At 74.9% G+C, this 12,870-nt stretch carries 10 protein-coding genes; 9 read left to right on the forward strand and 1 reads right to left on the reverse strand.

The genetic code is table 11. From position 1 onward, the window contains the following. Positions 1 to 112: 112 nt before the first annotated feature. From OUQ99_RS24025 to OUQ99_RS24050, 7 genes are all read left to right on the forward strand, one after another. Positions 113 to 826: a metal-dependent hydrolase gene (locus tag OUQ99_RS24025; RefSeq protein ID WP_267946053.1), complete on the forward strand. Its 714-nt coding sequence runs from the start codon at positions 113 to 115 to the stop codon at positions 824 to 826. Between the two features lie 177 nt (positions 827 to 1,003). After that, a complete protein-coding gene (locus OUQ99_RS31540; protein WP_276567170.1) occupies positions 1,004 to 1,171 on the forward strand; it encodes a hypothetical protein in 168 nt (55 codons plus the stop codon). After that, complete coding sequence (locus tag OUQ99_RS31545; protein ID WP_276567171.1) at positions 1,168 to 1,485, forward strand: hypothetical protein; 318 nt, start codon at positions 1,168 to 1,170, stop codon at positions 1,483 to 1,485. Before OUQ99_RS31540 ends, OUQ99_RS31545 begins: the two co-directional genes overlap by 4 nt. 181 nt (positions 1,486 to 1,666) lie before the next feature. After that, a complete protein-coding gene (locus OUQ99_RS24035; protein ID WP_267946054.1) occupies positions 1,667 to 2,326 on the forward strand; it encodes an O-methyltransferase in 660 nt (219 codons plus the stop codon). Between the two features lie 60 nt (positions 2,327 to 2,386). Beyond that, positions 2,387 to 3,544: an exonuclease SbcCD subunit D gene (locus OUQ99_RS24040; protein ID WP_267946055.1), complete on the forward strand. Its 1,158-nt coding sequence runs from the start codon at positions 2,387 to 2,389 to the stop codon at positions 3,542 to 3,544. Next, entirely contained in the window at positions 3,544 to 6,579 is a 3,036-nt protein-coding gene (locus OUQ99_RS24045) for an AAA family ATPase (RefSeq protein ID WP_267946056.1), read from the forward strand. The genes OUQ99_RS24040 and OUQ99_RS24045 overlap by 1 nt, the downstream gene beginning before the upstream one ends. Before the next feature lie 211 nt (positions 6,580 to 6,790). Then, positions 6,791 to 7,219, forward strand: a complete 429-nt coding sequence (locus tag OUQ99_RS24050) for a hypothetical protein (RefSeq protein WP_267946057.1) — start codon at positions 6,791 to 6,793, stop codon at positions 7,217 to 7,219. 169 nt (positions 7,220 to 7,388) lie between these two features. Here the strand turns inward: OUQ99_RS24050 and OUQ99_RS24055 are convergent, their stop codons facing one another. Next, positions 7,389 to 9,608: a cytochrome c oxidase assembly protein gene (locus OUQ99_RS24055; RefSeq protein ID WP_267946058.1), complete on the reverse strand. Its 2,220-nt coding sequence runs from the start codon at positions 9,606 to 9,608 to the stop codon at positions 7,389 to 7,391. A 405-nt stretch (positions 9,609 to 10,013) separates the two neighbouring features. Between OUQ99_RS24055 and OUQ99_RS24060 the strand changes: the two genes are divergently transcribed. Then, positions 10,014 to 11,237, forward strand: a complete 1,224-nt coding sequence (locus OUQ99_RS24060) for an amidohydrolase family protein (protein WP_267946059.1) — start codon at positions 10,014 to 10,016, stop codon at positions 11,235 to 11,237. 182 nt (positions 11,238 to 11,419) lie between these two features. Continuing rightward, positions 11,420 to 12,541: an alanine dehydrogenase gene (gene ald / locus OUQ99_RS24065; RefSeq protein WP_267946060.1), complete on the forward strand. Its 1,122-nt coding sequence runs from the start codon at positions 11,420 to 11,422 to the stop codon at positions 12,539 to 12,541. Positions 12,542 to 12,870: the final 329 nt, after the last annotated feature.

Below are 12,870 nucleotides of genomic sequence, written 5' to 3' on the forward strand. Positions count from 1 at the left end.
TCGCGGCCGGACTCCGGCGCAGCGGGGTTTCAGGTGCGCCGGGTGAAGAATGGGCCGGACCGCAATTACTCCTGATTCGCGGTGCTTGTGATAGTCCGCTACGGTTCCCGCCATGATGGGGCACTCGCACGCACTGAGTGGCGTGGTCGGCTGGATGGCGGTCGTTCCGCTGGTCCAAGGCGCAGAATTCCTCGGGCTCAGTTTCGAACTCGGCCCGGGAGAGATCATCGCCGGTTCTCTCGTGTGCGCGGGGGCGGCCCTGCTGCCCGACCTCGACCACAAGAGCGCCACGGTGACCAAGACCTACGGCAAGGTCACCGAGGTCCTGGGCGGCATGCTCGGGTTCCTCTTCGGCGGTCACCGCATGGGGACGCACTCGTTCTTCTTCGCGATCCTCATGGGCGTGATCGTCCAGCTGCTGGCGCTGTGGTCCGAGATGGCCGTCCAGGTCTTCGTGTTCCTGCTCATCGGCATCGCGCTCCAGGGACTGGGTTTCGGCCTGGACAAGAACCGGGTCGCGTCCGGGGTCATCAACGCCCTGGCAACGGCGGGGATCACCCTGGCCCTGTTCACCGCGGGCGTCAACTACACCTGGCTGGGCCTGGCCGTGGCGTTCGGCGTGATCCTGCACTTCTTCGGCGACATGGTCACCAAGATGGGCGTGCCGATCTTCTGGCCCCTGTGGAAGAAGCGCATCGGCCAGGGCAAGGGGTTCGTCACCGACGGCCCCGTCGAGCAGAAGGTGGTGACCCCGCTGCTGACGGTGGGCGTCATCGTGGGCTCGGTCTACCTCTTCGACTGGCCCGCCATCCTCCCCGAGTACTAGACAGGGCGCCGGGCCCGTCCCGGCCGCCCGGGCCCGGACCCGTCCCGGGGGCGATCGCCCCCGGGACGGGTTTTCCCGTTCTCCGGCCCTGGCGACCGCTCACGGATCATGCTCCTGGCCGACACGCTGCGTGTCCTCCTCGGCACCGCGCCGGTGCCCGGCCCCGGAAGGTCTGCCATGAGCGCCACCGACCAGCTGCTCGCCAACGCCCGCGCCCGCGCCCGGGGCCTCCCCCAGGGCGACCACGCCTCGCCCCCCGCACTGGGCCTCGCCGTCGTCGCCTGCATGGACGCCCGGCTCGACGTCTACAGGGTCCTCGGCCTGTCCGGGGGGACGCCCACGTGATCCGCAACGGGGGCGGGGCCGTGACCTCCGACGTGCGTCGGAGCCTGGCGATCAGCCAACGGCTCCTCGGCACGCGGGAGATCGTGCTCGTCCACCACACCGACTGCGGCATGGCGGGCTTCACCGACGACGACTTCAAGCAGCAGATCCAGGACGAGGTGGGCATCAGGCCGGACTGGGCCGCCGAGGCCTTCAGCGACCTGGACACCGACGTGCTCCAGTCGATCCGGCGCATCGAGGTCGATCCGTTCAACCCACTGCACCGACCGGGTGCGGGGCTTCGTGTACGACGTCGTGACCGGCGAGCTCCATGAGGTCCGCCGACCGGGGTGACCTCCGCTGGCGGGCGGGGCCGGTACGCGCGGCCCCGCCCGCCGGGGCCGCGCGCCGGACGGTCGCGTCCCTCCCCCGGCCCCGCCCGCCGGACGCGGGGCGGCGTCCACAGGCGCGGGCGGGTACTGGGCCGCGCGGCTCCCCTGGCCTAGGCTGGCCTCCGTGACACGAACCACAGAGGGTCTCGGCCCGGAACTCCACGCCTACGTCGTCGCCCACAGCGAGCCCGTCGACGACGTCCTCGCCGACCTCGCCGAGGAGACGGCGGAGCTCTTCCCCTCGCACAAGGGCATGCAGATCGGCCCCGAGCAGGGGGCGTTCACCACACTCCTCACCCGGATCTGCGGGGCTCGGGACGTCGTGGAGGTCGGCACCTTCACCGGCTACTCCTCGATCTGCCTCGCCCGCGGCCTCCCCGACGACGGCACCCTGCTGGCCCTCGACATCAGCGACGAGTGGACGTCCGTGGCCCGCCGCTACTGGGAGCGCGCCGGGGTCGCCGACAAGATCACGCTCACACTCGGACCCGCGCTGGACTCCCTGCGCGCCCTCCCCCGCGAGCCCCTCTTCGACCTGGCCTTCCTGGACGCCGACAAGGAGGGCTACGTCGCCTACTGGGAGGAGCTGGTCCCCCGGCTGCGTCCGGGCGGCCTGGTCCTGGCCGACAACACGCTCTCCCACGGACGCGTCGTGGACCACGACAACACGTCCGCCCACGTCCAGGGCATCCGCGACTTCAACGACCGCCTGGTCGCCGACGACCGCGTCACCCAGGTGCTGCTGCCCGTCGGGGACGGGCTCACGCTCGCGCGCAGGAACTGACACGCCCCCCGCCGCCCCTGCGGGCGGCAGGGCCCCGGCGGATCGCGCGCACCTTCGGTAATGTCCAGTCCCATGCGCCTGCTGCACACATCGGACTGGCACCTGGGCCGCTCCTTCCACCGGGAGAACCTCATCGACGCCCAGTCCGCCTTCCTCGACCACCTCGTCGGCACCATCCGCGAACGCGGGATCGACGTGGTGGTCGTGGCCGGCGACCTCTACGACCGCGCGCTGCCGCCGGTCGACGCCGTCCGCCTCTTCGACCGGGCGCTCGGCCGCATCCGCGCCACCGGCGCCCGCGCCGTCCTCATCAGCGGCAACCACGACTCCCTCGCGCGGATGTCGTTCGCCACCGGTCTCATCGACGCCTCCGGCGTCCACCTGCGCAGTTCCCTGGACGGCGTGGGGACCCCCGTCCTGATCGAGGACGAGCACGGCCCCGTCGCCTTCTACGGCATCCCCTACCTGGAGCCGGAGGTCGCACGCCACCACTGGGACCTGCCCGAGCGCGGGCACGCGGCGGCCGTGGGCCACGCCATGGACCTCGTCCGGGCCGACCTCGCGGAGCGCCCCGGGACCCGCTCGGTGGTGCTCTCGCACGCCTTCGTCACCGGCGGCGAGCCCTCCGACAGCGAGCGCGACATCTCCGTCGGGGGCGCCTCCAACGTCCCGGCGTCGGTCTACTCGGGGGTGGACTACGTCGCGCTCGGCCACCTGCACGGGAGGCAGACCATCACCCCCTCGGTGCGCTACCCGGGCAGCCCCCTCGCCTACTCCTTCTCCGAGGAGCACCACGTCAAGGGCTACTGGGTGGTGGACCTGGACGCCGGCGGCCTGGCGGGCGCCGAGTTCGCGGAGGCGCCCGTCCCCCGGCCGCTGGCCCGGATCCGGGGCAGGATCGAGGACCTGCTCACCCGGCCCGAATGGGAGGGGTACACCGGCCACTGGCTCCAGGTCACCCTCACCGACCCGCGCCGCCCGGCCCACCCGATGGACCGGCTGCGCGAGCGCTTCCCCCACACCCTGGTCCTGGAGTTCGCCCCCGAGGGCGGCACCCCCGACACACGCCCGGTCGCCGCCTCCGTCGCCGACCGCAGTGAGCGCGAGGTGGTCGCCGACTTCGTGGAGTGGGCCCGGGGCACCCCCGCCACCCCCGAGGAGGAGGCCCTCGTGAACACCGCCGTCGAGCAGGTCCGTCTCCAGGAGGGGATGCGCTGATGCGCCTGCACACCCTCACCCTCCAGGCGTTCGGCCCGTTCGCGGGCACCGAGGAGGTGGACTTCGACCGGCTCGGCGCGGGCGGCCTCTTCCTCGTCCACGGCCCCACCGGCGCGGGCAAGACCTCCGTGCTGGACGCGGTGTGCTTCGCCCTGTACGGCAGCGTCCCCGGCGCCCGGGGCAGGGACCGCTCCCCCCGGAGCGACCACGCCCCGCCGGACCGGCGCCCCCTGGTCACCCTGGAGTTCACCGTCGGGGGGCGCCGCGTCCGCATCGAGCGCAGCCCCCGCTGGGAACGGCCCAAGAAGCGCGGCACCGGCACCAGGGTCGAGAACGCCAAGGTCGTGGTCCTGGAGCACTCCGGCGGCCGCTGGACGGACGTCACCACCCGTCCCGACGAGGCGGGCCAGTTCGTCGGCGACCTGGTCGGGCTCACCCTCGACCAGTTCTGCCAGGTCGCCATGCTCCCCCAGGGCGACTTCGCACGGTTCCTGCGCGCCAAGTCGGACGAGCGGCGCGACTCCCTGGAGCGGATCTTCAACACCCGCGTGTTCCGCGACGTCGAGGAGTGGTTCAAGGGGCACGCCAACAAGCTGCGCCACGAGGTGGAGTCCGCCGGCGACGAGGTGCGCTCGGTCGCGGGGCGGATCGCCGAGGTCGGCCGGTCCACCGCGCCCGAACTGCCCGAGGAGCTGACGGCGTGGGCCGCCGAACTGGCCGCCGTCACCGGCGCCACCGCGCTGGACGCCGTCCCCGTGGCCGCCGAGTTCACCGCCGCGCGCGACGCCGCCCTGCGCGCCCTGGCCGACGGGCGGGAGCTCCGCGCCCGCCAGGAGCGGTTGGCCGCCGCCCGGGACCGGGCTGCCCGGCTCGCCGGGCACGCCGACCGGCGGGCCGGGCTCGACGCCCGGCTCGACGCCGCCGAGCGCGCCGAGTCGGTGCTGCCCTTCCTGCGCGCCCGCGACAGCCGGCGCACCGACCTGGACAAGGCCGAACTGGCCGTCGCCGACCACCTGTCCCTGGTCGCCGGGCTCCCCGGGATCGGCCGGGCCGTGTCCTCACCGCCGTCCGTGCCGGAGGCCGCCGGCCCGGACGCCCCCGGCACGGAACCGCTCCGGCCCCAGGAGGCGCTGCGCGCCGCCGAGCAGGAGCGCCGCGCCGAACTGGCCCGCCTCGAGCACCTCCGTGGGGACGCCGGGCGGCGCCGCGCCCTGGGCCGCTCCGTCGACGAGCTCACCGCGCGCCTGGACCGCACCCGCGAGGAGTCGGCGCGCCTGCGCGAGCGGGCCCTCTCCCTGCCTCCCCGGGTCGAGTCCCTGACGGGCGAACTGCGCCGGGTCCGCGACCTGGCCGGGCAGGTGGAGTCCGCCGGAACCGCCCTGGCCGCCGCTGAGCGCCGCCGGGATGCGGCCGCCGCGTACGAACGGCTCGGCCGCGAGCTGGAGCAGGCCGAGGCCCGGTGCCGCCGCGCCGTGGACGCCGCGCAGGCCGCACGCGAGCGGGCCCTCGCGCTGCGCGAGCGGCGGATCACCCACATGGCCGCCGAGCTGGCGTCGGGCCTGGCCGAGGGGGCCCCGTGCCCGGTGTGCGGGTCGGCGGAGCACCCGCGTCCCGCCCTCCCCTCGGACGGGGACCTGGTCACCGCGGAGGAGGAGCGTGCGGCGCAGGCCGCGGCGGACGACGCCGCCTCCCGCCGCACCGCGGCGGAGAGCGACGTGGTGGCATTGGGCGAGCGCCGGGCCGCGGCGCTCGAACGCGCCGAGGGCCTCACCCCGGGGTCCGCCCGGGACGAGGTCGGGGAGCGCGCGAGGGAGCTGGCCGACGCCCGCGCCGCCGCCGGCGAGGTCCGCCGGGTGGAGGAGGCGCTCGAACAGCTCGAGGCCGAGGTGGAGCGGATCCGCGCCCGGGAGGGGGAGCTGACCCGGCTGGAGGCGGAGGCCGGGACCGAGCTGGAGAGCGCGGTCCGGGAGCACGGGAGGCTGACAGCCCTGCTCGACGCGGCGCGCGGGGGCGATCCGGGGCTGGAGGAGCGGATCACCAGGCTGTCCGGGGAGGCCGACCTGCTGCGCGCCGCCGCCGAGGCCGCGAACACCCGCGACGGCGCAGCCGAGGAGTACCGGTCCGCCGTCGCCGAGGCCGAGCGGTACCGGGCCGAGGCCCGCTTCGCCGACGAGGCCGGGGTGTGGGAGGCGGCCGTGGACGAGCCGCAGCGGCGCGCCCTGCGCGAGCGCGCCCGCGCCTTCGACGACGAGCTGGCCGCGGCCCGGGCCGCGCTGGCCGATCCGGAGCTCCTCGCCGCCGACGGCCCGGTCCCCGACATCGCCGCGCTGACCGCCGGGGCCGAACGGGCCTCCGCCGCGGCCGACCGCGCGGTCGCCTGGCGGAGCATGCTGGAGGAGCGGGCCCGGCGCCTGTCCGCCCTCCGCCGGGAGCTGCGGAGCCGGATGGAGGGCAGCGAACCGGTCCTGCGCCGCTACGCGGTGGCCGAGGGCCTCCGCGGCCTGGCCGCGGGCACCTCCGGGGACAACACCGACAACGTCCGCCTGTCCGCGTACGTGCTGGCCGCCCGCCTGGAGCAGGTGGTGGCGGCGGCCAACGGCCGGCTGCTGACGATGTCGGACGGCCGGTACGAACTCCGCTACACGGTGGACAAGGCCGCGGGGGACGGCCGTGCGCGGTCGGCGGGCGGCCTGGGCATGCGGGTGGTCGACGCGTGGACGGGGGTGGAGCGCGACCCGGCCACCCTGTCGGGCGGCGAGACGTTCTTCAGCTCACTGGCCCTGGCGCTGGGGCTGGGCGACGTGGCCGCCGCCGAGGCGGGCGGCGCCGACATCGACACCCTGTTCGTGGACGAGGGCTTCGGCACCCTCGACGAGGACACCCTGGAGGAGGTGCTGGACGTGCTGGACCGCCTGAGGGACGGCGGGCGGGCCGTGGGCGTGGTCAGCCACGTCGCCGACCTCAAGCACCGGGTCACCACCCGGTTGAAGGTGGTCAAGGGGCCCTCCGGCTCGCGGGTGGAGCACACCGGCTGACCGGGCGTCCGGGGCCGCTTCCCGGACGGGGGCGGCCCCGGTTCCGTCCCCGGGCGGAGGACGCCCGTTCCGGCGGCCGGGTGCGGGGCGGGGGCCGAGCCCCGCGCGCACGCCGCCCGGCCGCGCCCGGGGCGCTCCGTCCACGCGCACCCCTCGGCGGGACGGGCCCCGCACCCACCCCGGGTCGGCGCACCCGCGCGGCGGTGCGACAATGACCAGCGTGAATTCGCTGGTGGACATCGCTGTGTTCGGAATCGTGGGCGCCATCATGATGGCGGCCCTCATCGGTCTGCTCCTCGTGGTCTCGGGGAGCGCTCGCGGGGCCTCGCCCCGGGTACGGGTGGCGTTCGGGGCCGCCTCCGTGGTGCTGCTGGTGGCGCTGCCGACGCTCACCGCCGCCAACACGCTGTCCTCGGGCTCCGGTTTCTGGGTGGCGTTCGCCACGGCCACCTGTGTGGTGGCCGTCGTGTACGCGGTGAACGTGGCGATGCTGCCGGTGGTGGCGCGCCGCCGGGCCGCCGCCACGGGCGAGACCGCCCTCGCGTCGCTGCGGCCGTCGCCGCCGGTCCTGGCCGCGGGCCTCCTGATCTGCCTGGCGCTGGGACTGCTGGGCGCGGCCGTGGCCGCCCTCGTCGTCTGAGCCCCGCCCCTCCCCGCACCCCGTGCCCCGTGCCCGTCGACGCGGGGCACTCGTCGTCCGGGCCCGGCCCCGCGACGGGGCTCCCCGGGCCGACCGCGGCCCCGCCCGTCACGCCCCCGGACACGACGGCGGGGGCGCACCGGGTGGTGCGCCCCCGCCTCCGGTCGGGTCAGCGGCCGTTCGCGGCGGCCGGGTCGTCGTCCGCGGCGCCTTCTCCGGCGGACTCCTGTGCCCCCCGTTCGTCCTTCCCGTCCCGCCCGTCCCGCTCCGTCCGGTCGGCGGGGTGGTCGGAACCGGCGGCGTCCGGCTCGCCGGCGGGCGCCGTCGCGGTCCCCGGGGAGGCCAGGCCGCGCGAGCGGCGGTCCAGTTCGGCCAGGTAGGCGTTGTAGTCGTCCATGTCGGCGTCGTCCGAGCCCCCGCGGCGGCTGTGGCGCTCCCTGCGGCGCTCCTGCTTCTCGTCGTCGCGGGACCACTGGACCACGAGCGTGAGCATCACCAGGAGCGTGGGGATCTCCCCGAGCGCCCAGGCGACCCCGCCGCCCGCGTACTGGTCCTCGGCCAGGCCGTCCAGCCACGGCACGTCGAACTGGCTGTAGAAGTCCATGGCCATCGGGGCCGACTGCATCATGATCGAGATGCCGAAGAAGGCGTGGAAGCCCATCGCGAGCAGCAGGAGCAGGATGCGCAGCAGGTAGGGCATCTTCCTCGGCGCCGGGTCGACGCCCACGATGACCCAGTAGAAGAGGAAACCGGTGATGAGGAAGTGCGCGCCCATGAACAGGTGACCGAGGTGGTCGTTCATCAGGGTCGGGAAGAGCGGGGTGAAGTACAGGGCGTAGGGGCTGAACACGAACAGCGGCGCCGCCACCGCGGGGTGTGTCACCACCTTGGAGAAGCGGCTGTTCAGGAACAGGTTCAGCCACTCGCGCGGCCCCCGGTCCCCGCGCTGCCGGGCGGGCTTGAGCGCGCGCAGCGCGAGCGTGACGGGCGCTCCCAGCACCAGCAGGATCGGGGTGAGCATCGACAGGGTCATGTGCTGGATCATGTGCGTCGAGAACAGCACCATCGCGTAGGTCGCGAAACCGCTGAGCTGGATGACGACGATCGACAGCAGACCCGCCCCGAACGCGACCGTGCGCCCGACGGGCCAGGTGTCGCCGCGGCGCAGCAGCCGGGTCACCCCCGCCGCGTACAGTCCTCCGGCGACGACCACGAGCATGATGAAGAACAGGTCCGGACGCCACAGGGTGAGCAGCGTCTGCACGCTCATGGGCGGCGGGACGGGGAAGCCGAGGATGGCGGCGGCGGGGTCGACGGTGCCCTCCAGCGGCGGGGGCGGGGCGGTGCGCCCCAGGCCGACGGAGACACCGATGACGGTGGCCATGACGAGCACCTCGACCAGGGCGATGCGCAGGAACGAGCCGCGCCGGAACTCCGGGCCGCCGGCCCCCTTGAGGGCGAACTCGCGGTGCATGTACCCGAACGCCCCCAGGACGCCGAACAGGATGATCTTCACCAGGATGATCAGCCCGTACTCGGTGGTGACGAGCTCGGCCGGTGAGGAGAGCCGGGCCAGGGCGCTGGCCGCGCCGCTGACGGCGACACCGATGTAGGCCCACAGGGCCAGGCGGCTGAACCGGTGGGCGGCGACCGCCGGCTCCTGGGCGTCCCGGCGCACCGCGTGGTAGGTGACGGCCGCCAGCCCGCCCACCCACACGCTGATGGAGACGACGTGCATGGCGAGCCCGGTCACGGCGAGTTCATGGGCGCCGGAGGAGGCGGAGTGGCCGGTCAGGGCGGGCGGCGTGGTGGCGACCAGGGCGAGGACCAGGAGCCACAGGCCCCCGGTCGCCGTGGTCGCCGTGCGGCCGAAGAGGGCGATGCCGGTCGTCAGCAGGATGACGAACATGAGCGCGATGCCGCCCGAGACCGCCCCGGCGTACGCGGTGACCTCGTCGACGCTGACCTGGCCGATGGTCCTGGCCAGGAACTCGGAGGCCTGGAAGTAGAGGGTGGCCACGGCCGCGACGGCCCAGACGAGGGCCGCCCAGGTGGCTCCGCGCACGTAGGAGGCCGCCTGCGGGGTGAGCCTGCCCTGGCGCGAGGGCAGCAGGACCGCGGCGAGCAGGAGGAGCCCGATCGCGACCACGGCCGAGCCGTCCATGGCGACCTTGGCCAGCGGCATGCCCCACCGCACGGCCTCGCCCGCGTCGGGGAGGCCCGGGATGACCTCGGGGAAGGCGGCGCCGCCGAGGACCAGGGTGAGGCTCAGCCCCGTGAGTCCCAGGACCGCGGCGGCCACGGCGAACAGGGGCACCCGCCCTGTGCCCGGAGCGTCGTCATGGTGCTCCGGGGAGGAGGATGTCGCATTGTGTGCGAGTGGAGCCACGCGGCACTCCGTCGTCGATGTCGTTCGGTTGGCTGGTCGGAGCCCTCGGTTGTGGCCGCCTCGCCGCCGCACGGTCGGCTCCGGCAGGGGCTGTGCACGGAGGAGCACCTCGCCCAAGGTTAAACGGTCTACTACACGGCGTCGGACTGGGGTTCGCCCGGACGGCCCCCGCGACCGTGCGGCCCTCCCGCGCCGCGGGGCGCCGCCCCCGGGCCGGCCCCCGCTGCGCGCGGGCCCCTGTTGTCGGGTTCTCCCCTTCCGGCCGGGCTCTTCGCGCTACGCTCGTGAACCAGTCGTGACGACGGTCTCACTCCTCCTCGCGTTCGTCCCCCGCTCCCACGATCCCCCCGCGGATCCCGTGTCCCAGCAGCACTCTCTCGTCGCGAGCGTACGAAGGAGACGGCGATGACCGAGTTCGACAGTGTGGTCCGCTCCAGGCGGGTGGTCACCCCCGAGGGGGTCGTGCCCGCCTCCGTCGCCGTCCGCGACGGCCGCATCGAGGCCGTCGCGGACCACGGTGCGCACCTGCGCGCGCGGCAGGTGACCGATCTCGGTGACGTGGCCCTGCTGCCCGGGGCCGTGGACATCGGCACCGGCGTACACGTGCCGGGCCGGGGGCTGGCCGAGTCCTACCGCCTGGTGGGACAGGCGGCGCTGAGGGGCGGTGTGACCTGTGTGGTCGCCGCCCCGGCGCCCGCGCGCCCGGCGATCACGTGCGCCGAGGCGCTGCACGCCCACCAGCTGGCGGCCACGGGCTCCGCGGTGTCCGTGCGCTTCCTGGGAGGGGTGACGAGCGGCACCAGTCCGCTGGACCTGGCCGACCTCCAGGCGGCGGGCGCGGTGGCGTTCCACTGCTCCCTGTCGGACGGGGGGTCCCCGGACATGGCGGCGATGAGCGACGCCCTGCTGCGCAAGACGATGGCCGAGCTCACCGCGTCGGACGCGGTGCTGCTCGTGCACACCGAGGACGCCCGCGAGCTGGGGTCCCCGCCGGTGTCCGCGGAGCAGCGGCCGCCCCGGGCGGAGCGCCGGGGGATGGAGCGGGTGATCGCGGCGGCGCGCGTGGTGGGGGCGCGCACGCACGTGTGCCCGTTCACGGCGGCGGACTGCGCGGCCCTGCTGGCGGCGGCGGAGTCGATCGGCGTGGCGATGACGGCGCACACCTGCCCGCACTACCTCTGCCTGCCCGCGGAGGGGCTGGCCCCGTCCTCGCCCGCGCACGGCTGCCGTCCACCGCTGCGCTCCGACGCCAACCGCAGGGCGCTGTGGAGCGCCCTGCTCTCGCAGGGCTCGGCGATCTCCACGATCGGTTCGGGGCACCTGCCCTCCCACGGCCTGTACACGCTGGAGTGGAGCCTGTCGGCTCTGTGGACGGCGGCGCACCGGCGCGGGCTGGGCCTGGCGGACCTGGCCCGCTGGACGTCGCGGGCCCCGGCGGAACTGCTGGGGCTGGACGGCAAGGGTCGGATCGCGGCGGGGTTCGACGCGGACCTGGTCGCCTTCGACCACGCCCGCGGGGTGGCGGTCCCCCCGGCCGACCCGAGCCCGTACGCGGGTAGGGAGCTGACCGGCCGGGTAGGGCGGGTGTGGGTGTCGGGACGCGAGGCGGCGACCGGGGACGACCGGTAGCCCTCCCCCGGGGAGGCCGCCGCGGGTCCTGGACGGCACCGGCGCACCCTCGTGTCACACCCCACACACCGCCCTTACACGGTGTCAACAAGAACGCCGAGAGACATGCATGTTGGCGATAGCGCCGGAACGCCTTCGCAGTTCACAGTGGGGCTATCAACGGAGATACCAGTGGAGGAACCGTGCGCATCGGCGTGCCCCGTGAGATCAAGAACCACGAGTACCGGGTGGCCATCACTCCCGCGGGAGTCCACGAGCTGGCCGGCCGGGGCCACGAGGTGGTCGTCGAACGCGGCGCCGGCATGGGCTCCTCCATCTCCGACGAGGAGTACTCCGCGGCGGGGGCCCGCATCCTGGACACCGCCGACGAGGTGTGGGCGGCGGGCGACCTCGTCCTGAAGGTCAAGGAGCCGGTCCGGGAGGAGTACCACCGGATGCGCGAGGGGCAGGTCCTCTTCACCTACCTCCACCTGGCCGCGTCCCGGGAATGCACCGAGGCCCTGCTGGAGCGGGGGGTGACGGGCATCGCGTACGAGACCGTGCAGCTGCCGGACGGAGCCCTGCCGCTGCTGGCCCCGATGTCCGAGGTGGCGGGGCGGCTGGCACCCCAGATGGGGGCGGTGACGCTCCAGCGGCCCAACGGCGGCCGCGGGGTCCTGATGGGCGGCGTCCCGGGCGTGCGACCGGCGCGGGTGACCGTGATCGGCGGGGGCGTCTCCGGCCTCAACGCGGCGCAGATCGCGGTGGGCATGGGCGCCGACGTCACCGTGCTGGACCTGAACGTGAACAGGCTGCGCCACGTGGACGCGCTGTACCGGGGCCGGATCAGGACCGTGGTCTCGAACGCGTTCGAGCTGGAGCACTCCGTCCTGGAGTCCGACATGGTGATCGGCGCGGTGCTGGTGCCGGGCGCCCGGGCGCCCAAGCTGGTGTCCAACGAGCTGGTGTCGCGGATGCGGCCCGGGGCGGTGCTGGTGGACATCGCGATCGACCAGGGCGGCTGCTTCGAGGACTCCCGGCCGACCACGCACGACGACCCGACGTTCCGGGTGCACGACACGGTGTTCTACTGCGTGGCGAACATGCCGGGCGCGGTGCCCAACACCTCCACCCACGCGCTGACCAAGGACACCCTGCGGTACGCGGCGGCGCTGGCGGACAAGGGCTGGCGCCGGGCCCTGCGCGAGGACGACGCGCTCGCCGGGGGGCTCAACACCTTCGGCGGCGAGGTGGTGTACGCGCCGGTCGCGGAGGCGCACGGCCTCAAGCACCGGAGGCTGGACGAGGTCCTCGCCGCCGGCTGAGCGCTCTCGCCCCTTCCCGCGCCCTTCCGGGCCGTCCCCGTCCGAGCCCGTCCGGCCGGGGGCGGCCCGGACCCGTGCGCGGGGACGGGAACGGGAGCGGGGGCGGACCCGTATGTGGGACGGCGGGCGAGCGCGGGGACGGGAGCGGACCCGTACGCGGGGCGGGGGCGGCAGGCGCCCGTCCCCGGGGCGCCGCCGCGGGGAGCGCACACCGGTGTCGGCGGCCCCCGGGGACCCCCTGTATCCAAGGAAACCCGGAAACCCTCCGCGGCGCCAGGCCGTCCGTCCGCCTGTGGACGGCGCGGGCGCGCACCGCGTTCCGGGGACCG

It is taken from the genome of Streptomonospora nanhaiensis, from assembly GCF_026642255.1.
GTDB classification, from domain to species: domain Bacteria; phylum Actinomycetota; class Actinomycetes; order Streptosporangiales; family Streptosporangiaceae; genus Nocardiopsis; species Nocardiopsis tropica.